This is a genomic window from Kordia sp. SMS9, from assembly GCF_003352465.1.
Lineage (GTDB): Bacteria > Bacteroidota > Bacteroidia > Flavobacteriales > Flavobacteriaceae > Kordia.
In genome coordinates this window covers 1,339,421-1,363,936 of the sequence record NZ_CP031153.1, presented here as the reverse complement: position 1 = coordinate 1,363,936, position 24,516 = coordinate 1,339,421, and the positions used below count along the sequence as shown (strand labels likewise).

The window sequence follows — 24,516 nt, the reverse complement described above, 5'->3', positions numbered from 1 at the left end:
TATATTTGATGAATGTTAGTCAATACTCCATTTTGGATTTACCAATACGTGCATATTTCGAATGTATTGTTCCAATTCTTTTAGCTTGTTAACTGTTTCTTCACTCCCTTTTTCAGTAAGTTTATAGTATTTCCGCATGCGATTGTCCACTTTGACCACTTCTACGTCTAGTAAATCTTCTGCTTCAAGTTTATGTAAGGCAGGATATAAGGCACCTTCTGTAATCATTAATTCGCCTTTTGTGATGTCTTTTACTTTCTGTGTGATTTCGTATCCATACATTTTTCCATGCTCCTCCAAGAGCTTTAAAATGATGGTTGTTAGACTTCCTTTATAGAGTTTTGAATTTCCCATAATCAAAATTATGATCTAAATATAATACATAATTTTCTTATGCATAAGTTTTTTAGGTATAATTTCTATTAAAATCATTTTAAAAGCCTTTCGGTATTGTTTATTTTTGCAGAACAATTCGCAAAACGCGATGACTTATTTAAAAAAATTGCACAATGTCAGATTTTCGTTCACTAGAAGTACGTCATATTCATAGAGAAACCCCAAGCGCAGTAAGCGTAGAATTTCATGTTCCAGAAGCATTACAACCTTCGTATTCGTTTAAAGCTGGACAATATATTACCTTAAAAACGCAGTTAAACGGTGAAGAAGTTCGCAGAGCGTACTCGTTATGTGCCGCGCCAAAAGAAAATAAGCTTCGCGTTGCTATTAAAGAAGTGGAAGACGGTGTGTTTTCTACTTATGCTAATAGATCGTTGACCGAAGGAACTACGCTAGACGTACATTCGCCAGAAGGAAATTTTGTATACACGCCTTCTACGCATCCAGGTGCGATTGCGCTTTTTGCCGCCGGAAGTGGCATTACGCCAATCATGAGTATTTTAAAAACAGCGTTGGACTACGGAAATACAGTAGCATTGTTGTATGGAAATAAATCAACGGAAGAAACTATTTTTCATGACGAATTGATCGCTTTGGCGGAGAAGTATCCTAATTTTTATTTAAAATTTGTATACAGTCAGGCACGCGCCGAAAATGCATTGCCTGGACGTATTGATAGTACTGCGGTAAATTATGTGATCAAAAATCAAATGAAAGCTGTTGATTTTAAACATTATTATATTTGCGGACCAGAAGCCATGATTCATACCGTTTCTGAAACCTTAGAAAATAACGGTATTTCAAAAGATACAATTTATTTTGAATTGTTTACCTCATCTTCAGAAACCAATGAAGCCGCTGAAAATGTTTCTGGAACATCCACGATTTCTGTGACGGTTGATGATGAAGAATTTACCTTTGAAATGGACGCCAGTGAAACCATTTTAGATGCTGCATTGAAACAAAAAATTGACGCACCATACTCTTGTCAAGGAGGAATTTGCAGCAGTTGTATTTGTAGAATTACCGAAGGAAAAGCGGTGATGGAAAAGAATCAGATTTTAACGGATAGTGAAATTGAAGAAGGCATGGTCTTGGCTTGTCAGTCGCACCCTACAACAGCAACAATTGCGGTGGATTTTGATGATATTTAGCATTTCGAATACTATTTTTAGTTAATTTTAATACCATTTGGAGTCAATAATTGAATGCAGTCAGCATACAAAAAAAGCACTTATCAAATGCGAACAAAATTACTATACATTATTATTCTACTATCTAACTTCTGCTATTCGCAAAACAAAATAGATAAGGAAAAAGCTTTGCTAACGATCGCTACTACAAAAAACTTGGTAGTAGCTGACACGCTATTCAATACTTTTGTGAGTCAAGGCATCTTTAAAGATAGAAAAGAATATAAGGCGTATGCTACCACAAAGTTCAATGAATATTATAGTAAAGGAGATACCATTAATACCCTTTACACCTTCAAAACACTAGGTTTGGACTGGGCAAGAAATGGTAGATTTGATTCCATTTTAAAAGTAAAACCCATTGCACCACTTTTAACAACAAATGTTCCCATAGCTTTAAGAGCAACTACAAAATCTGTACTATCGCATTGTTTGTTTTATATAAATACAAACCCAAAGAAAGCAATAGCATATAGTGATGAAAGTATTCAACTTTTTGAAAAGACAAACGACTCATCATATTATGACTGGGCCAATGCACATGCGCTTAGAGTAGATAATGCTACTATATCTAATAACTTCTCTAACATTATTCCGCATGCGTTTTCTGCTATGAAACTATATAAATATCAAAAAAACGATGAAAAACTAAATGACTTCCACTCTTCATTATCAGTATCTTACAGCTTAAACGGTCTTTATAAACCCGCTAAAACTTTGCGTGATGAATCTATCTTATACAATAAGAAAATAAAAAACTATCCAACCTTAGTTATAGATTATTTGAATGCTGCGTTAGATGAAAAATTACAAGGAAATTACACCTCACAACAAGAATATTTAGACAAAGCTTTGGCAAATGCAGCACTTTTAAATATAGACCATTATACATTTTTATGCTATCACGGCTATGTCGTTTTTGCTTCCCAACAAGATAAAGCAGCACTTGCAAGCACCTATTTTGAAAAGATAAAGGAGATTTTTCCAAAATTTAAAAATAGTGTTTTTCACAAGATATTATTTTTAGAAGTACAAGCATATCATCAATATGCTTTAAAAAATTATGATGCCGCAGAAAAATTTGCTTTAGAAAAATTAAAACTTTCAGAATCTTTTAATTCTAAAGAAATTTTGCAAGAAGCGCATGAACTATTAGCACTAATTTACACAGCTTCTGGACAAACTGTCAAGGCTAAAGAACAAGATTATTTTGTTTTAAAATATTTGAATGATACCAAAGAAAATTCTTTAAAAAATCAGTTGGTCTATTATCAAACGATTTATGAAACTGAAAAGCGCGATTTAACCATTAAAAATCAACAAGTAAATATTGCATTATTAGATGCTGAAAACAAAGTTAAAAACCAATGGCTGTTTTTTGGCGGACTGGGACTGTTAGCTGTTTTTGCTTTTGTATGGGTAATACGCTCTCGAAATTTTGCTCGTAAAAAACAAAAATTACAAGAAAATTTTACGCAAGATATTTTGAACACGCAAGAAGAAGAACGAGGTCGCGTAGCAAAAGAACTTCATGATGGTGTAGGACAACAATTGATGCTATTAACAAGGCGCTCTAAAAACTACAACGATCCTATGTTAGAAAATCTTGCGAAGGATACGCTAGATACTGTGCGTACGATATCACAAGGGCTACATCCTATTGTTTTAGAGCGATTGGGTTTTACGGCAGCAGTTGAAGATTTAGTGAGCACTATTGATGAAAACTCAGATATATTTTTTACGAGCGACATTGAAAATATTGATACGTTCATCACCAAAGATCAGGCGTTACATTTGTATCGAATTATTCAAGAAACACTCCATAATACCTTAAAACATGCAAATGCTAATACTGTTTTCCTAACCATTACAAAAGAAAAGAATACTATTTTGATTCGTATCAAAGACGATGGCAAAGGGTTTGAATATTCTAAAAAAATAGCATCCTCCAAGAGTTTAGGAATGAAGTCCTTATTGGAGCGCACTAAAATCATCAATGCAAAATTAAATATAGATTCACAACTAAACAGAGGGACTAATACAAGCATAAAAGTTGTGCTTTAGTTCATGTTTACTTCGTAGAAAACTTAATTATTTATTAAAATAAAAATCTATTTTGCATAGAAGAAAGCTGAAAAATTATGCTGAAAAAAAACATTACTATTATAATTGCCGAAGACCATCCAATTATGCGCAATGGTCTATTACAAGAGTTACAGCATGCAGGATACACCGTTGAAGCTGCGCTAGAAAATGGTGCTGCCGCAGTAGATAGTATTGCCAACCTACAACCCGAAATCGCTATTTTAGATATAGAAATGCCATTACTGAATGGTTTTGAGGTTATTAAACATTGCAAAACAATAGAGAAACTAAAAACTAAGTTTATCATAATGTCCTATCACAAGCAAAAAAGTTTTGTGATACAAGCAAAGAAAGTAGGTATTGATGGCTATTTGCTAAAAGAAGATAGTATTGAGGAAATTGAAAACTGTATCAATGCTGTCATGAATGGAGATATCTACTTTAGCAACTCTTTTGAATCTAATTTTGAAAAAGTAGTGGATAATGAACTTAAAAAAGTAGCACAATTAACACCTTCGGAACGCACGATTATCAGATTGATCTCTCAAGGTAAAAATTCTACGGAAGTGGGAGAAATTTTAAAAGTCTCCCCAAGAACTGTACAAAAACACCGTACTAACATTATACTCAAATTGGACTTAGATCCTGCTGCTGATACCTTATCTCAATGGGCAAAAGAACATAAAGAGATTCTTTTATCACTGTAAAGCAAAGCAAGTATCTCAAATTCTTTTAACGCTCTTTTCTACGCAATAACGATTCAGTAAACTACGTATCCTACGTAATATTTGCGCTGATTACGTATTTTAAATACTCTTTAAGACCTCTAATTTTACAGTTGAAATTATAACTCCTGTATTATGAAAACAAATACCCCTAAAAAGAGTATCTCAATTAAAATCCTATTGCTGTTAGTACTTGTAGGTCCTCTTGTACAAAGTCAAAATATTGTTCCAATAACTAATGGAATGCAACAAAATGAACACGTAACTATTGAAAATGCAACAACCATATCTAATGGAGCTACTAGTGCTTACCAAACAGAAATGACTGAAGCAGTAATATACCAAGCAACTGCTGCTTCTGGATCTGTTTTAGCGATTCCTATAAGCGCTCCTAATAAAAACGACGCTACTAGGATTGGAGATGTTGTAACTCTTGATGGTACAAATAGATTGCTTACAAATATTACGGTTAACTTATTCCACAACCCTGGTGATGCTTTGCAACCTGTAACGCTTTATGTATCTATATTTGATCAATGTGCAGCTACCGGTGTATCAGGTTCTCCTTGTACTGAAGGAAACAATCTTCTTCTTGAAGGTAGTATCTCTTATACGCCTCCTGCTTCTGGAGCATATACCGTTGATCTAAATATAGATCCAACACAAGCAAATTTATATCCTGTAGATGATGAAATCACCGTAATGTTTCAAGCTGTGAGTAATGCAAATGTTTTTGTGTTGGGTAATGTTCCTGTAACCGTAGGTGCAGATCCATTTTTGGGAAATGGAGGAATAACTCTTTGTGGTCCCAATATTACTTCTTCAGGATGTAACCTCGCTGTACCAGATTGGAACTTCAACAATATGGCATTTAGTCTTTCTGCAATAGGCGACACAACTCCACCTACAGCAATATGTAAAGACATTACAGTAACGTTACCAAATACCGGAACTCCGATAATATCGGTTCCCGTTAGTGCCATTAACGATGGTAGTTTTGATAATGCAGGTGGAGATCTTTCCCTTTTCTTTGGAGCATCTGGATTTACGACCGATATACTTCTTGGCTGTGGTAGTATTGGTGATAACCCTGTAACTTTAAGAGTTGTAGACGAGGCTGGTAACGAATCTACCTGTACAGCGACAATAACTGTTGAAATATCACCCATAGAATTTAATACAGGCAGTTGTTTACCTCTAACACTTATTGCTAATTGCGATGCTGGCATACTATATACACCGCCAATAGTAACCGCTACACAAATTTGCGAAACAGTTACTGTTACCCAAATTGGTGGTCCTGTAGGTACCTCTTTCTTGCCAATAGGATCTACTGTGTTTAGTTATAGAGCATTGAGTTCTTCAGGGGAAGAAAGATTCTGTTCCTCTATTGTTACCGTAGTAGCAGATAATTTTGACACAGTATACGTAGATGCCGCATCTACAGGGACAGGAGATGGTGCTTCATGGACAAATGCCTTTACAGATTTACAACCAGCAATAGACCTAGCCACAAGTTGTGCCAATGTAACCGAAATACGTGTAGCCTCTGGTACCTACTTGCCTACGGAGCACCCAGACGGTACAACAACTTCAGCAACCGACAGAAACAACGCCTTTCATTTAGATACTGATGTAATTATCAAAGGAAGTTACAACCCAAGTACAAATATTCAAGAGTATAGCAATCCCAGTATTTTAAGTGGCGATTTTAATGGAAATGATATTGTAACAGGAGCTGGTGCTTCCTTAACTATTGCCAACAATTCAGAAAATGCCTATCACGTTTTTATAACTACTGGCTTAAGCAATGCCACAGTCATAGATGGACTTAACATCGAAGGCGGAAATGCTAATAGTTCGTCCGTTTCTATTAACTATAGTGGTAAAAGTTTTTTTGCTGGGTATGGTGGTGGAATGTATAATGATACCTCTTCCCCAAGCTTAAGCAACATAACCTTTTCTGGTAATTCAGCCGTTTTTTCAGGTGGTGGTATGTACAATTTATTAAATTCTTCCTTGCTTACAAATACTGTGTTTACTTTTAATTCAGCACAATTAGGAGGTGGAATGTATAATGATTCATCTTCACCTAGCATCATTAATGGCACTTTCTATGGTAATTTTGCTTCTGCAAATGGTGGTGGAATGCGTAATATTGTGAATACTTCCCCTACGATTATTGAGAATACTGTATTATATGGAAACAGCACCGATATCGAAAACTCAGCTTCGGGTTCTGTATCAGGAGCTAACAACTTTTCTGAAAACTTTGCACAAACAGGTTTTACAACCTTGACGACAGATCCATTTACCAATAGTGCAGATCCAGATGGAGTAGATAACCTGCTAGGTACTGTAGATGATGGTTTGGTACCTGCAGCTGGCAGTCCACTTATAGACGCTGGCAATAGTAGTGTAAATACACAAACAATAGATATTACTGGGCAAGCTAGAATCAACGAAAGCGCCATTGATGTTGGTGCTTACGAGAGAACTCCATGCGCAGTTTTTAACAGTATTATCTATGTAGACGCTGCTGTGACTGGTGGAATGGCAGATGGTTCTTCGTGGGCAAATGCCTTAACAGACTTACAACCAGCTTTAGACTTAGCCATTTGTGCTAATGTAACCGAAATTCGTGTAGCGTCTGGCATCTATTTCCCTACAGAAAAACCTGTTGGTGGTTCAACCACAGCAACGAATAGAGACAACGCGTTTCATTTAGATACAAATATCATCCTAAAAGGAAGTTATAACCCAATTACAGATACTCAAGAGTATAACAATCCAAGTATTTTAAGTGGTGATTACAGTGGAAATGATGTGATAACTGGTAGTGGAAACACATTAACTATTACAGGCAATGACGAGAATGTGTATAGTGTATTTATTAGCGTAAATCTAAGCAACGCTACTATAATAGATGGATTTACTATTAAAGGAGGAAACGCCAATCTAGTGCAAGGATATACATATAATAGTGTGCTTTTTTTCCGTAATAACGGAGGTGGATTGCAAAATAGGCAATCTTCTCCTTCACTCACAAATATGGTGTTTACCAGCAATTCGGCTCTTGGTGGTGGTGGCATTCTAAATGGTAACAATGCCTCCCTATCATTAACCAATACTGTGTTCGCTTTTAACACTGCTTCTTTTGGTGGTGGAATTTCCAATAGTGCTTCCTTAAACATTACTAACGCCACATTTTATGGAAATAGAGCAACCTCATCTGGAGGAGGTATCGGTAATGGCTCTAACCCTTCATCAGCTAATTTAAACAATACTGTTTTCTATGGTAATACTACGGATATAGATAACACCTCTTCTGGTTCTATTTTAGGCGCTAATAATTTTTCTGAAGATTTTACAGGTGCTGGCTTTACCCTTTTAACAGCAGACCCATTTACCAACAGTGCAGACATAGATGGTGTCGATAACCTGTTAGGAACCGAAGACGATGGTTTAGTGCCAGCAGCAAATAGTGTACTTGTAGATGCTGGTAATAGTAGCTTAAATACAGAAGTTTTAGATATTACAGGGAATCTACGTATAAAAAATAATACTATAGATGTCGGAGCTTATGAAACAAAGCCTTGTCCGAGTTCTAATGTTATGTATGTAGATGCCTCGGTTACGAGTGGGACACAAGATGGTTCTTCGTGGGCAAATGCCTTTACAGATTTACAACAAGCTATAGACCAAGCGATTATTTGTGCTACTATTACCGAAATACGTGTAGCGTCTGGCATCTACTTACCTACAGAAAAACCAGATGGTAGTGCAACTACTGCCACCGACAGAAACAATGCTTTTCACTTAGATAGTGATGTAATTATCAAAGGAAGTTATAACCCAACTACAGATACTCAAGAGTATAACAATCCTAGTATTTTAAGTGGAGATTTTAATGGAGATGATGTCATAGCAGGAGCTGGTTCTAACTTAAGTATTACTAACAATACCGAAAATGCCTACCACGTAATGATAACTACAGGTTTAAGTAACGCTGCACTAATAGATGGGTTTATATTTCAAAGAGGTTTTGCTAATGGTGGGTCCATCACTTACAGCGGCCAAAATTTTTCAGGCAATAGTGGCGGTGGAATGAGCAATGTTGCTTCTTCTGTAACTGTAACGAATACTGTATTTGTTGGTAATAGAGCTAGTTTTAGAGGCGGTGGAATGTATAATGAGAGTGCTTCTCCTCAATTAATTAATGCTGTTTTTGCTTTTAATTTATGCCCAACTGGTGGCGCGTTATATAATGGAGGTGCTTCGCCAAGTATAACTAACAGTACTTTTTATGGAAATAGAGCAACATCTGCTGGTGGTGGTATACGTAATGCTCTTAGTGCTTCTGCAACATTGAATAATAGTGTATTATATAATAATAGCACAGACATAGAAAATGTTTCTGGTGGTACCATCACAGGAACTAATAATTTTTCTGAAGATTTTACAGATGCTGGCTTTACCCTTTTAACAACAGACCCATTTACCAACAGTGCAGACATAGATGGTGTCGATAACCTGTTAGGAACCGAAGACGATGGTTTAGTGCCAGCAGCAAATAGTGTACTTATTGATGCGGGTAATAGTAGTTTAAACACAGAAGCTACAGATATTACTGGGCAAATAAGAATACAAGATAGTGCTATTGATGTTGGTGCTTATGAAACAGATGCATCAACATTAGATGTTACAGATTTTGACGTAGACATAAGTAACTTAACCCTTTATCCTAACCCTGCAACGCGTCAAATTACAGTAGTAAACGACAATAATCTTGCTTTACAAAAGCTTGAAGTTTATGATATTACAGGGCGATTGGTCAATACGGTACATCTTAAAAATACAACGAATACCATAAGTGTTGATGTATCTTACTTAAATGCTGGCACTTATTTTATAAAACTAACTGCCGATGAAGGTACTACGACTAAAAAATTGATAAAAAAGTAATTTAAAGTAGTTATAATTCTCTTGAAAGCTCTGTGATATTTAATCTCAGGGCTTTCTTGTTTAAGCATTATCGTAGCTACCGAACGTCGCTTATGAGAACAGTTAAAAAACTAAAGTTTCGATTGAATCTCGATAGCTTCGCTAAGTATTTTCAATCAAAATATATTTAGATTTCAATAATGCTCGATTTGGCATAAATGCTTAAAAATCAATTTAATATAATTATATGATTAATGTTAAACTACATCCAAAATTTTATCAAAAACCGCTTCAGGCGTAATGGTTTGCATGACGTTTTCGTAGCCTTCTGGATATTTGTTTCCGTAGATAGACGTTGGCAATAGTGGATATGTTGATCGGTCTGCTAATAAGGCGTATTCTTCAGGTTGCCCAAATGGGTAAAAGCCAGCATACGGATGTGTTACGCCCCATATTGTAACTACTTTTCTGCCAAACATTGCCGCCAAATGTGCGTTTCCCGAATCCATAGAAAGCATGAGATCTAGGTTGGAAATCAGCTTGAGTTCTTCTTCAAAAGAAAATACACCTGCACAACTTTGTACGTGTTCGTACGTTTCTTGCCATGTAGATAGTTGTGTTGCATCTGCTGAACCACCAAAAAGGATAATTGTATATTGATTGGTTGCATTTAGTTTTGAAATTACCACTTCCATTTGTGATGCTGGATAGGTTTTTCCCGCGAAAGCAGCAAAAGGTGCAATGCCAATACATTTTTTTGTAGACTTCCCAATGAACTCAGCGATGTTTTCCGTCATTTTTAGCTGCGGTAATACATCTTCTTTTGTAAACTCTAAACTGTATCCTAGTTTTGTAAAAACATCCGCATATCGCTCGTGTGTCGTTTTGAGTTGTTTGAAAACTTTGCCTTCTGCTTTGGTCAATGCTTTTTTGTCCGCTCTGCCTTTGTCAATGGAAGCTATGTTGTATTTGCCAAACGAAAAGTAAAAACGCAACAGTTTGGATCGCAAGACATTGTGCATATCTGCTACGAGATCAATTTTTAGTTTTTTAAGTTCTTTGTATAGTTTGAAAAGTCCCAAAACACCTTTGTGTGTTCCTTTGACATCGGCTGCGTAAAAAGATACGTTGGGAATGTGTTGAAAGATTGGTTTGAAAAAAGCGCGCGAAACTACCGTTATTTTCACCTCGGGATGCATGCGAACCATGGCATTGATGACAGGAACCGTCATTGCCACGTCTCCCATGGCCGAGAGTCGTATGACTAAAATATGTTTGCCAGCTTTTTCCATAGTGTTTAGCTATGCAAAACGCCTTTATTTGTTTTTGTTGTATAATACGGGATTGAGGTCGTCGTCGTTGTACATTTTCATTTGCTTGTAGACTTTCATGTATTTGTCGCCACTTTCAATGTCGGCGATGAGTTGATCAATTGCGGTAGAAAGATCTACACGTTGTTCTAGCAGTACGTTTAACTTTTCTTGGCATTTTGCTCTGTGTGCGTCTGAAGCATCTTCACGAGCTGCTTCTTCTTGCATGTGGTATATTTTTAAGGCTAGGATAGACAAACGATCTATGGCCCACGCAGGACTTTCCGAGTTGATTGTTGCAGCATCTTTTACTTGAACGTCGTTGTATTTTTGTAGAAAGTAGCTATCTACATATTCTACAGTATCGGTTCTGTCTTGGTTAGACGCATCAATCAATCGTTTTAATTTTAGTGCAGCTACCGGATCGATGTTTGGATCTCTAATGATGTCTTCATAATGCCATTGCACGGTATCAATCCAATTTTTTCTGTACAATAAGTGTTCTATTTTATCTTTTGGATACGGATTTTCAAACGGTTGGTCTACATCATCTATGATATGGTATTTTTCAATGCTTTCTTGAAATATGGTATTTGCGAGATCACTAAACATAATGCTAATTATTTTGATGCAAATATACGCTAATATTTGAGTTTCGTATAGGAATTGAATCGTATTAGATGGTAGCGCGAATCAAGTTCAGTAGTAGATTCGGTTTCTCGGAGTTTTCACACTTATAATTTTTAGCTAATGAACTCTCGTCCTATAGATTTTTCAATCTAAACTTCACATAAAAAAAGAGCCGCTTTACAGCGACTCTTTTTGGATTGATAAGATTCTTGCTATGTATTATTTCTTGATGAATTTCTTACTAGCAACTTTGTTTCTAGATCCGAATTTAGCGTAATACATTCCTGGCGCTAACCTTTGAACGTCTACTTTAGCTTCGTTTCCAAATGGACTTACTGTGGTAGTTAATACTCTGTATCCTCTATCATTGTAAATCTCAACAGTAACATCGCCTGCAAACTCTTCTGCATTGATGGCAATTTGTTGTACTGTTGGGTTTGGATATAATCGCAATCTGTCTGATACATCTTCTGGAGCTCCATCTTGCGTAAACAATACGTCTGCATCGTTTGCTACTCTTGATACAGAGGTAGAATCCGTAATTTTAAGTCCAAAATTGATATTTGATATACTAGCCGTCATTAAGGTTGCAAATACTCCGTCTGGTGCCGCTGTTCCTGAATCTGGATCAAATGTGATGGTGTATGTTACAAGAAGTGTATCTTCTGGAACTACCAATTTGATAAATGTTTGACCTCCAGGCACAAAATCTACTATGTAGTTGTTAGGATCTTCAATTAGGAACCCACTGTTTGATGTTTGGGTAAATGCTACTAGTAAATCTATGTTTGTATCTAGTGTTCCTGAGCCATCAGTATCCGCATAAATTTCAACTGGCAATCCATCAATAGGATTTTCTCCTAGATCAAGAATTCCATTTTCATTTTGGTCATCAAATACAATTCCTGTTACTTGAAATAATGAAGATGCAATGCTAATACCAAAGTCAACATCAATAGCATCGGTACTGATACTTGAAACTGCTCTTGTATTAAATGTTGTAAATGTTCCGTTAGATGGCATCGTTGGAACTACCAATATATTTCTAAGGTTGATTCCTGTGAATTGGTAGTATCCGTTTGTATCGGTTACTAAAGTGCTTTGTGAGATATCATTGGTATCTAACGCTCCGTTTGCATTGACATCATGGAAAAGAGTAACTCCAATTCCTGCTAATTTATTTTCATTAGCGTCTTTTATTTGATCTTCATTTTGATCATCCCAAATTACACCTGATACATTGTATAAAACTACTAATTGTCTGTTGACACCAAAGTCTACAGTTGTTGAAACATCGCCAGTTATTGCAACACTTACTGGTGTCGTTGCGATGTAAGTAAACTGTGGAGTGTTGGTTGGTAATACCATTTGAAGAATTACATTTGGTGCTGTAATTCCACCAAATTGATAATTACCACTTCTATCAGAAGTCGTTGTGGCAATGAATGGTTCACCTCTATCTACTCTTCCGTTTCCATTTACGTCATCGAATAAGTTGATTACTACACCATTTAATCCAGCTTCTGTTGCAGCATTTACTCCGTCAGCATTTTCATCACTAAATACATTACCAGAAACAACAAAAGTAGCCGCTACTTTGTTGATTCCAAAGTTAATGCCAGTAACATCAGTACTTATAGAGCTTGTATCTACTCTTGCAGCTGTTGTTAATGTATATGTGTAGTTCGTTGTATTTTGAGGAACTGTAACAGCAACTACTGTGTTTTCAACGGTTATATTAAGGAATGAGTATGTTCCATCTGCTGCTGAAGTTGTTGTTGCAATTACTGTATCTCCACTTCCAACTCTTCCATCAGCATCATCATCAATATATAATGTTAAGGTTACGTTTGCTAATCTTCCTGTTTCAGTAGTATCTAATGCTGCATTTTCACTATCATCGTCATATACCGTTCCGAAGACGTTGTAATCTGCTTGTTGTACTTTAAAAATTCCAAAGTTAACATCAATGATATTTTGATTTAACATTGTGATTGCTTCTTGCGTATCTGTTGTAGCGATATAGTCAAACGAAGACGAGTTTCCTGGTACTACTACTTCAATAATAACGTGAGTGTACATAACTTGTGCAAATATATAAGCCCCATTTGCGTCTGTGGTTGTGGTTGCTACTTGCAATTCTCCTGCATCTAACGTACCGTTTGCGTTGGTATCGTTGTACATTTTTAGGACAACAGCGCTCAAGCCAACTTCGCTTTCGTTCATTCCATTTTGATTGTTGTCATCATAGACAACTCCTGAAATATTGTAAAAAGCTATTTGTGATCTTTTGATTCCAAAATCAACATTCATTACGTCATTGATAGTCAAAAATCGTGTTATTATGGAAGGTGTTGTTGCTTGGTATGAAAAATCGGCAGTATTAGAAGGTGGCACCGCTTCAACAATAATATGTAAAGCACTGGTGTTATCAAATATGTATCCACCAACTCCATCGGTTGTTGTAGTTTCTAATACTGGTTCTCCAGCATCAATAAGACCATTTCCATTGGTATCATTATAGAGATTGATTTGTACATTTGGAAGAAAACCTTCTACACCATCTTGAATTCCATTCGCATTGGTATCGTTAAATACGGTTCCAGAAATAGAAGTCGTAGAGAGATTTGTTGGTCCGTGAATGATTCCGTGAAATAACTTTCTTCCAGCTTTATAGCCGAAATCTACGTCACCTACATCATACCAACCATTTAAGGTAAAAGAGAATGTTTTGACACCTCCATTTTTATGTACAGAGGAATCCCATTTGATACCGTAATATTCAAAATGAGGATCTACATGTACTTCCCAAGTGTTGGGAGATGAAGTTGTAACATTGTGTTCATCAAATAATTTTAGTTTCCAGTGTGATAGGTTTCTTCTAGCACCAACACCTGTAACTTTGTAGGTCCAAGTGGATGTTCCGTTAAGGTTGTACTGAACACCTAAAAATTCAAATAAGAAACCGTTTAGGTCTACTGTGTCTGAAGCGTTGTCTTCTGAAATGTTCTCTGCAATTGGAGATTTAGAGGCTTCATTTGTTGGGGAGTTAAATGCATTGAGTGTAAGGCATGCGAAGAGCATCACCAATGCATTTAGTGTGATTTTTTTCATTAAATCGATTGTTGTTTAGTTAGTTATCGTGGGTATTTTTTTTACACAATAAAAAAGATTAATACTAGGTTTCGGGATAAGCGGCTTATGTCTCGATCACGAAAATAAATATTTTTAATAAGACTTGCCTTACTTTAATTGTGTAATTAGATGAAACAACTTTTTAGCTCGATAAAAAAGCATTTTATAGCTATAAACTTATATTGTTTGTATGTAAAATAAACTTTTTGATAGTCTTTTTTTAGGTTTAGAAGACTAAATCGTTTATTTTAAATAATTTTTATCTTTTCACCGATAAATTTAAAAAATGATGATTAAGTTTTTTCGTGTTAATTATATTGTTGTACGAACCTAATTTTGTCCTAAACTACATTTTTATACAACTTGATATTCATTAGAAAATTTATGCTTGACTTTAAAAACAGATATTTAGCTCTTGTCAGAAAACGCTAAAAATTCGTTCACTACTAGCTACTACAAACGGAATGTTTACAATGTAGCTACAAGTAAGATATAATACCAATTTAACTCATTATTTGGTTTAGGTTATAAAAGTTATAATACCAATTACATTTAAAATGGTGTTTTGGATACGAAGTTGCTTTGGCTGTATAGGATGCTGTGAATGATTTGCATAGCCGTAGCTACGGAACGTATTCGCAAAGAACTAGACTGTCAAATGAACGAGTTTATAAACATCATTTTATGTGTACATTGGTATTACTATTTATTGTGTACTATCAATTTTATAAAAACTTTTATAAAAAAAAAGAGCCGCTTTTCAGCGGCTCTTCTTGAGGTTATAGGGTACTTGCTATTAATTATTTTTTAATAAACTTCTTACTAGCAACTTTGTTTCTAGATCCGAATTTAGCGTAGTACATTCCTGGCGCTAACCTTTGAACGTCTACTTTAACTTCATTTCCAAATGGACTTACTGTGGTAGTTAATACTCTGTATCCTCTATCATTGTAAATCTCAACAGTAACATCGCCTGCAAACTCTTCTGCATTGATGGCAATTTGTTGTACTGTTGGGTTTGGATATAATCGCAATCTGTCTGATACATCTTCTGGAGCTCCATCTTGCGTAAACATTACGTCTGCATCGTTTGCTGCTCTTGATGTAGAACTCGTATCTTCAATTTTAAGACCGAAATTGATGTTTGATAAGTTACCCGACATAAACGTTGCAAATACTCCGTCTGGTGCCGCTGTTCCTGAATCTGGATCAAATGTGATGGTGTATGTTACAAGAAGTGTATCTTCTGGAACTACGATTCTGATTAATACTTGACCTCCTGGTACAGAATCCACTACATAGTTAGGATCTTCAATTAAGAACCCATTGTTTGATGTTTGTGTAAATGCTACTAGTAAATCTATGTTTGTATCTAGTGTTCCTGAATTATCAGTATCCGCATAAATTTCAACTGGCAATCCATCAATAGAATTTTCTCCTGCATCAAGAATACCGTTTTCATTTTGGTCATCAAATACAACTCCTGTTACTTGGAATAATGAGGAAGCAATGCTAATACCAAAGTCAACATCAATAGCATCGGTACTGATACTTGAAACTGCTCTTGTATTTGGTGTTGTAAATGTTCCGTCTGCTGGTGCTGTTGGAACTACTAATACATTTCTAAGGTTGATTCCTGTGAATATGTATCCACCGTTTGTTCCAGTTACCACAGTACTTAGTGAGATATCACTCGTATCTAACGCTCCGTTTGCATTGACATCATGGAAAAGAGTTACTCCAATTCCTGATAATCTAGGCTCGTTTGCATCTTTGATTTGGTCAGCATTTTGGTCATCCCAAATTACACCTGATACATTGTATAAAACTACTAATTGTCTGTTGATACCAAAGTCTACAGTTGTTGAAACACCTCCAGTTAATACGACACTTACTGGTGTTGTTGCTATGTAAGTAAACTGTGGAGTGTTGGTTGGTAATACCATTTGAAGAATTACATTTGGTGCTGTAATTCCACCGAATTGATAGTTACCACTTCTATCAGATGATGTAGTTGCAATTAATGGCTCGCCTCTATCTACTCTTCCGTTTCCATTTACGTCATCGAATAAGTTGATTACTACACCATTTAATCCAGCTTCTGCTGCTTCGTTTACTCCATCAGCGTTTACATCGTTGAAAACATTTCCAGATACAGTATACGTAGTAGATACTTGATTGATACCGAAGTCTACATCTGTTACATCAGTACTTACTGAACTTGTATCTATTCTTGCATCAGTTGTTAACGTGTAGTTGAAGTTAACATCGTTGGCAGGAATTGTAACAGAAACTAATGTGTTTTGAATGGTTACATTAAGAAATGAATACGTTCCGTCTGCTGCTGAAGTTGTTGTAGCGATTACTGTATCTCCACTTCCAACTCTTCCGTCTGCATCATCATCAACATATAATGTTAAGGTTACGTTTGCTAATCTACCCGTTTCAGTAGTATCTAATACTGCATTTTCGTTATCGTCATCATATACAGTTCCGAAGATGTTATAATTTACGATTAAGAATTCGTCAATTCCGAAATCAACACCTGTTACATCTGTAATAGCAGAACTTACTGCTTGTGTAGCTGCTGTTGTTAATGTATATGTTAAAGATGGTTGATTTGCAGGAACCGTTACTTCTACGATAGTGTTTCTTACTGTTACACCTGCAAAAGTATAATCTCCAGCAGCTGTGCTTGAAGTTGTAGAACCGATTACAGTATCTGTTCCTCCAAGGATTCCGTCTCCGTCGTTATCTGCATATAAAGTAACTACGACTCCTTGTACAAATCCTTCTCCTGTGTCTCTTACTCCGTTTGCATCGTCGTCGTCAAATACAGTTCCTGAGATATCGTATAAAATGATTTCTACTTGGTTGATTCCAAAGTCAGCAACAACATCTGTAATTAATGAACTTGTGTCAACAGCACCTGCCGTAGTTAATGTGTAAGTAAAGTTTGCAGTGTCTCCTGGTACTGTTACCTCTACAATTGTGTTTTCTGTTGTTACACCTGTAAAGTTATATACACCATCGTTAGCTGTTGTAGCTGTAGAGATTACTGTATCTCCTGCGTCAACCACACCGTCATCATTGTTATCAGCATATAAAGTAACCGTAATATTGTCTAAATCACGCTCACCAGCATCTTGTGTTCCGTTTTCATTATCGTCATCAAATACAGTTCCTGAGATGTTGTAGTCGATAACTTGTCGTTGGTTCACTCCATAATCAACATCTGTTACATCATTGATTGTTCCTGTTACCGCAACTACGTCTGGAGTTGTTGCTGTATACGTAAAGTTTGGTGAGTTTGCAGGGATTGTAAATTCAACTAAGGTTTTCTTCTTAGCTACGTTTTCAAATTGGTACTCACCACTAGAACCTGTCGCTCTGTTAGCTAACTGAACATCGTTTGCATCTAATGCTCCATCTTCGTTAACGTCTTCGTATAATCTTACTACTACGTTTGGAATTCTACCTTCAGAAGCATCATTGTTACCATCTTCGTTATCATCATCAAATACAACACCTGAAATGTTATAGTCAATTACTTCAACTTCATTGATTCCGAAGTCTACATTGTCAACATTTACATTTGTTGAACTTGTGTTTACTTGACTTGGTGTTGTTAATGTGTATGTGAAAGTTGCTGTATTTCCTGGTACAGTTACAATTGTTAACGTATTTTGTACGGTTACACCAGCAAAGCTATAGGTTCCGTCTGCTGCAGTTGTTGTCGTTGTGATTGTTGTATCAGCTACGTCTAAAACTCCGTCAGCATTGTTGTCAGCATATAATGTTACTGTGATTCCATCTAAGTTAGCTTCTCCAGCATCTTGTGTTGCATTTTCATTATCGTCATCAAATACAGTTCCTGAAATTGCATAGTCAATAACTAATACTTCGTTAATTCCGAAGTTTACATTGTCAACATTTACAATTGTTGAACTTGTATCTATTTGACCTGGTGTTGTCAATGTGTATGTAAAGTCTGGAGTGTTTCCTGGTACTGTTACAGCTACTACAGTGTTTTCAACAGTTACGTTTGCAAAGCTATACGTTCCGTCTGCTGCGCTAATTGCCGTTGCAATTACGGCATCTCCAGCGTCAACCGCACCATCAATATTATTATCAGCATATAACGTTACGGTGATTAACTCTAAATTGTCTTCACCAGCATCTTGTGCTCCACTTTCGTCATTGTCATCGTATACATTTCCTGAGATTGTATAGTCAATAACTTTAACTTTGTCAATTCCGAAATCAAATCCAGTTAAGTCAGTTGTTGTAGAGCTTCCAGCAAGTTCTCCTGCCGTTGTCAATGTATATGTAAAGTCTGGAGTGTCTGTTGGTACCGTTACCGCTACTACTACATTACCAACAATTACATTGCTAAAGCTATAAGAACCATCAGCTAAAGAGTTTACAGTAGAAATTACTGTATCTCCTGCATTTAATGTACCATCAGCGTTGTTATCAGCATATAATGTTACTGCAACCGCTTCTAAGCCAGCTTCTCCAGTCTCTGAAGTTCCGTTTGCGTTGTCATCATCAAATACAGTTCCTAAAATATTGTAATCAATAACACGTACTTCGTTGATTCCAAAATCAAGTCCCGTAACATTTGTATTGATTGAATCAATTGCTTGTGTTCCTGGAGTTGTTAATGTATATGTAAAGTCTCCAGTATCTGTTGGTACAGTTACTGCTACTAATGTATTTTGAATACATACATGTAAGAAACTATAAGAGCCATCATTTGCAGAAGTTGTTGTTGCAATTACAGTATCTCCAGCGTCTAATACTCCATCAGCATTGGTATCAGCATATAATGTTAACGTTACATTGTCCAATCCAGCTTCACCGTTATCAAAAATTGCATCTTCGTTATCGTCGTCATATACCGTACCAAATACGTCATAGTTTACATTGATAACTACTTCTTCTTTGTTAATTCCAAATTTGATTCCTGTGATATCTGCTGTTCCTCCTGTAACTGATACAACCTCAGCAGTTGTTAAGTTATATGTAAAATCAGTATCATCTGCAGGAACTGTTACTTTTACTAAAGTTTCAGCTACGTCTACGTTTTCAAATTTATAGTTTCCTGAAGCATCCGTATTTAACGTTTCAATTACAGTATCTCCAGCATCTAAAGCACCGTCAGCATTGGTATCAGCATATAGTGTTACTTCAACACTTGGCAATTTAGTTTCTCCTTGTCCACTGTCAAAGCTTCCATTTTCATTATTATCATCAAATACAAAGCCTTCAATTTTGTATGATACAGGTGGCGTTAAGTTGATGTAATCAGATGCATCTGTAATTCTACCAACATCATGAGGATCTAATCCTGAAATCTCCATTAAAGAACCTAACTGAATGCTATTGAATGTTCTTAAATGAGAAGGAGCTGTATATTTTTGCACAAAACTCTTTGCAGTGTACACATTTTGTGGACATCCGTGGTAGTAATAGGTTGTGTAGTACTTTCTGTTCTTCAATAACTGAAGGTGGCTGTGCTTATCTTTCGCCATTTGCGCGTAGATGTTTTCATTGTTAGCCCAGTCATATCTGTTGCTATTGAAATTGTATGCTTGCACTTGGTAAGAAGTAGCCGCATACATTTGACCGTTGTCATCAACAACGATATCTCCAAGTTCTCCTCTGTATAAGAAGCTAGAATACCACCAGTTGTCATATACTGGTCTTCCGTTCAATACAGATGTAGTTTGACCAGATGAATCTGCCAATCCGCTAAAAGAAATCTCTAATAAGTAAATGTTGTTGTTGTAAGAACCGTGGTAGTAACTTGTTTCAGTTGAGTAAGAGTTTCCTCTTTGCTGTAAGTTTGAATCTGAATTGTCTGCAGTTTCAGCAGGTAATTCTTCTTCAGAAATGTAATCAACTACATTGTCATTTAATTGATTTGCTTCTTCAGCTTCAATCTCTTCAAAATCATCTACAGTTTCTCCGTTTCCATCTCTTCCTCCATTGTCAGCCGTTGTATCAGCTTCCATAGAAATTGCGTTTCCTCTAGTGTTTGTTGAGTTCGTAAACATTCCTGCAGACACTGTTCCTGCTGCTCTTGGATTGTCGTCTAACTCATCTTTTGGATTTGCATTAGAGTTGCTAGAAGTTCTACGTCCGTCTCTGTAGTAGTAACAACGAATTGGGTATTCCATTGCGAAATATAATTTCCCATTGTAAAAAGTTGCTCCACCAGAAGCTAATCCTCTAGAAGATCTTGCGTGACCAGTACCTGTAAAAAAGTGACGTACGGATCCAAAGTTTTTGTGTGTATTGGTATACACATTGTAACCATAAATTGTCCAGTTGTATCTGGAGATATGGTTTGAAACGTAAAAAAGCCATCCGGTAGCATTGTCACTAGCGATGGAGTTAATTTCGTTTACATAAGGTGATGTTGCCAACAACGTAGCGTGGTACGTGTTCATGTCGAGCGAGTAAATTCTTTTTCCCGCAGAAATGATAATTGAGTTCCCATCGGAAGTCATCATTTCATTCTCGACTACATTTTCGCTTGTGGGCATTGAATTTGCGAAAACAGTCGTCAGTCCTAATAAGGCAGTTAGGACCAAAAGAGTAATTTTAGTCTTCATTGATTTGCTGTTTAGTTAACTATTATATATACCAGTAGTACATAAAATAGATTTTGTTTAAAATAAGTTCGGGGTGAGCGGCTTAATTCTCGAACACAAAAATATTTGGAATTATTCTAAAATGCAGACTAAGGGTTTTTCTTTTAGACAAAACGTCATTAAAATCGAGAAAGAGTATTTTTTGTAACTTTTAACTTACTAATTCGTAAGTATTTACTTTATTAATTTTACGGTTTCTGAGGTTATTTTGGATATATGTTGAAGAGAAAACTAACAATCATTAGCAAAAGTGTAATAATATCGCCAATCCTTTTGTTTTCTATCCTCTCTAGCAAATTGCCCATAAAAACTGCTAATGGAAATAGCAATAAAAGCTCTGTATTTTGCATGATATTTTTAGCGAATAGCACGTACGTAATACCCGTAAAAAACAGCACTTTAGTTAGTAAAAAAGAGATTTTTTTTTGAGAAGAATACGTTTTGTATTTTAAAAAAAATATTACAAAATTTATGCTAAAAAGTAGGGTGATTACTAAATGTAGCGCAATTCGCCTATAACTTGTCGCTGAATAGTTAATTTTTATATCAAACTGAAAGAGTGGGTTTGTAAGAACATTTTGTTCAACAAACAATAAATACACGATAAACAAACCAATCACGACCGTCAGTGCCACAATTGGCACCAACCAATTTCTATAATCGCTCGAAACATATAACAAAATTCCAAGGTAAATAACGATTGTGTAAAGTAGTATCCAAGAATCAAACAATACAGCACAGCCTATAAAAAATGTAGCATCAAATATTTTTCGTTTGACACTCCGTAATGATCCTAACGTTATGATTCGCCTGAAAGCAAAAAGTATCAAAATATATATGCATACCATTTGAATGTTTTCAAAAATAGCAGGAAAAAATCCTATAAAAATAGTGGCAAAAAAGAGCGCATAATCGTTTTGTTGGGTTAAATCGTTCTTCTTTACGATAAAATCAATCACAAAAAGCGCAAATACCAATAATAATAACACCGGAACTTCCGCAGCTATTCTATCCAAATTAAAGGCTTTATCTTCTGAAAATAAGTGCATTACAAAGTACACAAGAAGAATTCCTATGCAGAGAATAAAATTTATTGGTTTCGATTTCCCAAAAACACTTGTGATCATTTACAGGTTTTTATACTTTTGTGGTGTAAATATAATAGGATTTATCTATGAAAAGTTTATTTGAAGGAATTGCTTACTTGTTTGAAGAAATATTATTTCTTCCATTTGAAGCGTTACGTGCGATGGAATTACAGAATTGGACCTTAGCCAATGCATTGAACTGGATTTTTATGTTGATTGCAGCTGCTGCAATGGTATACTGGGTATTACAGTTAAAAAAATTCAACGACAGTGGTGAAGAACGCAAAGATGTTACTTCGCACTCGTATTTATAAGTCGAAGCCAATATCTTTTCTATAATACATCTTATCAAAATGTAACTTGTTTATATTTTGATAAGATTTTTTTATGGCTTCTTCGTAGGTTGTCGCATGTGAAGTAATCGCAATGACTCTTCCGCCATTGGTCACTACTTTTTCTGCATCTAATTTGGTTCCAGCGTGAAACACGATTGAATCTTCAATGGTTTCGATTCCTGTAATTTCTTTTCCTTTTTGGTACGCTTCTGGATATCCGCCAGAAACCACCATAATAGTTGTTGCCGCTTCTTTCTTGATTTTTAAATCAATTTGATCTAAAGTTTCCGTTCCTACAGCTTCCAAAATCTCAGCCAAGTCGTTTTCTAAACGTGGAATGACGACTTCCGTTTCCGGATCGCCCATGCGTACATTATATTCTATTACAAACGGATCGTTGCCAACTTTGATCAATCCGATAAAGACAAATCCTTTGTACGGCAAGTTATCTTTTTGAAAACCGTCAATTGTTGGTTTGATGATGCGTGTTTCTATTTTTTCCATAAACTCCGCATCTGCAAAAGGAACTGGCGATATGGCGCCCATTCCGCCTGTATTTAAACCTGTATCACCTTCGCCAATGCGCTTGTAATCTTTCGCTGTGGGAAGCGTTAGGTAGTTTTTTCCATCCGTCAACACAAAACAACTCAATTCGATGCCATCTAAAAATTCTTCAATGACAACTTTCGTACTTGCGTCACCAAATTTTGCATCGACGAGCATTTCACGAAGCGAATTTTGTGCTTCTTGTAAATCTTGAATGATCAATACACCTTTTCCTGCCGCCAATCCGTCTGCTTTTAATACGTACGGCGGTTGCAATGTGGTTAAAAATTCGCAACCAGCTGCTACCGTATCTTTGGTAAAACTTTCGTATGCCGCCGTTGGAATGTTATGACGCATCATAAATTTTTTGGCAAATTCCTTACTTCCTTCGAGTTCGGCTGCTTCTTGTTGCGGACCAATCACGTGAATTCCTTTTAAAGTATCATCTGCTAAGAAATAATCGTGAATTCCTTTGACTAATGGATCTTCAGGACCTACGACAAGCATGTCAATATTGTTTTCAATGGAGAATTTTCCAATGGCATCAAAGTCATTCACATTCATGGCAACATTTTCAGCAATACTAGCGGTTCCTGCATTTCCTGGTGCTACAAAAAGTTTTGTAACGTGCGGACTTTGCGCTAATTTCCATGTAAATGTATGTTCTCTTCCTCCTGATCCTAACACAAGAATATTCATAGTTGTACGGTTTGTCGTGGTTTTATAAAGAAATGTTCTATTAAAAATCGAAGTAAATATAAGCTCGATTTGAAAGCCCCAAAGTTAAGTGCCTTTCTGTAAATAGTATAATTGTATTTTAATAAATTTAGTTTATTGGACGAAATTGAATTCTCGCGCAAGCGATATCGCGCTAACGGTTCTTCCAAACTATAGGCAAATTCTACTTTTTTGACCAACGCAAGCCACAATGCCCAATCTTGGCGCTTGCGAATGTTTGGCATGTATACTTTCCCTAATGTTGAGGCATTGTAAATTCCCGTAAGGTTGCCTATATAATTACTTTTTAGCATTTTGTTATAATCTACTTTGGGCAATGCTTTGATCATTTTTCCCAATGAAATTCCTGCTTCATTCATCAATTCGTAGCTTGAAAAACACACCGAAATATCTTTTTCTTGCATGAATGCGATTTGTTTGGTGAGCTTTTCAGGCTTCCACAAATCGTCCGCGTCTAAAAATGCAATATACGTTCCTGAAGCTTTTTCAATGGCAGTATTTCGTGCAATGGCAGCGCCAGCGTTGGTTTTCAACACCTGTACTTTGATGCGCTCGTCAATGGCGGCATATTCGTTTAAAATGGCAACCGTTCTATCACTAGAAGCATCGTCTACCAAAATCAGTTCCCAATTCGTATAACTTTGCGCACGAACAGAATCAATCGTATCCGCAATGAATTCTTCGGTATTATAGGTTGGGGTAATGACAGAAACTAAAGGTTGACGCATG

At 36.1% G+C, this 24,516-nt stretch carries 13 protein-coding genes; 5 read left to right on the top strand and 8 right to left on the bottom strand.

Features of this window, described 5'->3' with window-relative positions:
• Window positions 1–15: 15 nt before the first annotated feature.
• Window positions 16–354 carry a PadR family transcriptional regulator gene (locus KORDIASMS9_RS05905; protein WP_114901956.1) on the bottom strand — a complete coding sequence of 113 codons (339 nt, stop codon included), beginning with the start codon at window positions 352–354 and terminating at the stop codon, window positions 16–18.
• A gap of 155 nt (window positions 355–509) precedes the next feature.
• Here KORDIASMS9_RS05905 and KORDIASMS9_RS05900 point away from each other — a divergent pair, with 155 nt between their 5' ends.
• The 4 genes from KORDIASMS9_RS05900 to KORDIASMS9_RS05885 all read left to right on the top strand — a co-directional run bounded on the left by KORDIASMS9_RS05900 (window position 510) and on the right by KORDIASMS9_RS05885 (window position 9,364).
• Window positions 510–1,550, top strand: coding sequence for a ferredoxin--NADP reductase (locus KORDIASMS9_RS05900; protein ID WP_114901955.1), 1,041 nt, complete (start codon window positions 510–512; stop codon window positions 1,548–1,550).
• A 471-nt stretch (window positions 1,551–2,021) separates the two neighbouring features.
• The gene (locus tag KORDIASMS9_RS05895) at window positions 2,022–3,653 is read left to right on the top strand and encodes a sensor histidine kinase (protein WP_162819782.1); all 1,632 of its coding nucleotides are present in this window, start codon (window positions 2,022–2,024) and stop codon (window positions 3,651–3,653) included.
• A 77-nt stretch (window positions 3,654–3,730) separates the two neighbouring features.
• A complete protein-coding gene (locus tag KORDIASMS9_RS05890; RefSeq protein ID WP_114901953.1) occupies window positions 3,731–4,381 on the top strand; it encodes a response regulator transcription factor in 651 nt (216 codons plus the stop codon).
• Window positions 4,382–4,534: 153 nt separating this feature from the next.
• The gene (locus tag KORDIASMS9_RS05885; protein WP_114901952.1) at window positions 4,535–9,364 is read left to right on the top strand and encodes a choice-of-anchor Q domain-containing protein; all 4,830 of its coding nucleotides are present in this window, start codon (window positions 4,535–4,537) and stop codon (window positions 9,362–9,364) included.
• 236 nt (window positions 9,365–9,600) lie between these two features.
• Here the strand turns inward: KORDIASMS9_RS05885 and KORDIASMS9_RS05880 are convergent, their stop codons facing one another.
• The 5 genes from KORDIASMS9_RS05880 to KORDIASMS9_RS05860 form a co-directional block, all read right to left on the bottom strand.
• Entirely contained in the window at window positions 9,601–10,635 is a 1,035-nt protein-coding gene (locus KORDIASMS9_RS05880; protein WP_240321142.1) for a glycosyltransferase family 9 protein, read from the bottom strand.
• 24 nt (window positions 10,636–10,659) lie between these two features.
• Window positions 10,660–11,265, bottom strand: coding sequence for a DUF4254 domain-containing protein (locus KORDIASMS9_RS05875; protein ID WP_114901951.1), 606 nt, complete (start codon window positions 11,263–11,265; stop codon window positions 10,660–10,662).
• Window positions 11,266–11,502: 237 nt separating this feature from the next.
• Window positions 11,503–14,397: an SdrD B-like domain-containing protein gene (locus tag KORDIASMS9_RS05870; RefSeq protein ID WP_114901950.1), complete on the bottom strand. Its 2,895-nt coding sequence runs from the start codon at window positions 14,395–14,397 to the stop codon at window positions 11,503–11,505.
• An 821-nt stretch (window positions 14,398–15,218) separates the two neighbouring features.
• Window positions 15,219–21,041, bottom strand: coding sequence for an S-layer family protein (locus KORDIASMS9_RS05865; protein WP_114901949.1), 5,823 nt, complete (start codon window positions 21,039–21,041; stop codon window positions 15,219–15,221).
• A 242-nt stretch (window positions 21,042–21,283) separates the two neighbouring features.
• Window positions 21,284–22,207, bottom strand: a complete 924-nt coding sequence (locus KORDIASMS9_RS05860) for a DUF6427 family protein (RefSeq protein ID WP_162819781.1) — start codon at window positions 22,205–22,207, stop codon at window positions 21,284–21,286.
• 47 nt (window positions 22,208–22,254) lie between these two features.
• Between KORDIASMS9_RS05860 and KORDIASMS9_RS05855 the strand changes: the two genes are divergently transcribed.
• The gene (locus tag KORDIASMS9_RS05855; protein ID WP_114901947.1) at window positions 22,255–22,482 is read left to right on the top strand and encodes a uracil phosphoribosyltransferase; all 228 of its coding nucleotides are present in this window, start codon (window positions 22,255–22,257) and stop codon (window positions 22,480–22,482) included.
• Here the strand turns inward: KORDIASMS9_RS05855 and purD are convergent.
• On the bottom strand, window positions 22,477–23,748 hold the full coding sequence (gene purD / locus KORDIASMS9_RS05850) for a phosphoribosylamine--glycine ligase (RefSeq protein WP_114901946.1): 1,272 nt from the start codon (window positions 23,746–23,748) through the stop codon (window positions 22,477–22,479). The two genes, KORDIASMS9_RS05855 and purD, sit on opposite strands and share 6 nt — an antisense overlap.
• Window positions 23,745–24,515 (bottom strand): glycosyltransferase family 2 protein, encoded by a 771-nt coding sequence (locus KORDIASMS9_RS05845; protein WP_114901945.1) that lies wholly within the window; start codon window positions 24,513–24,515, stop codon window positions 23,745–23,747. The genes purD and KORDIASMS9_RS05845 overlap by 4 nt, the downstream gene beginning before the upstream one ends.
• Between the last annotated feature and the right edge of the window lies 1 nt (window position 24,516).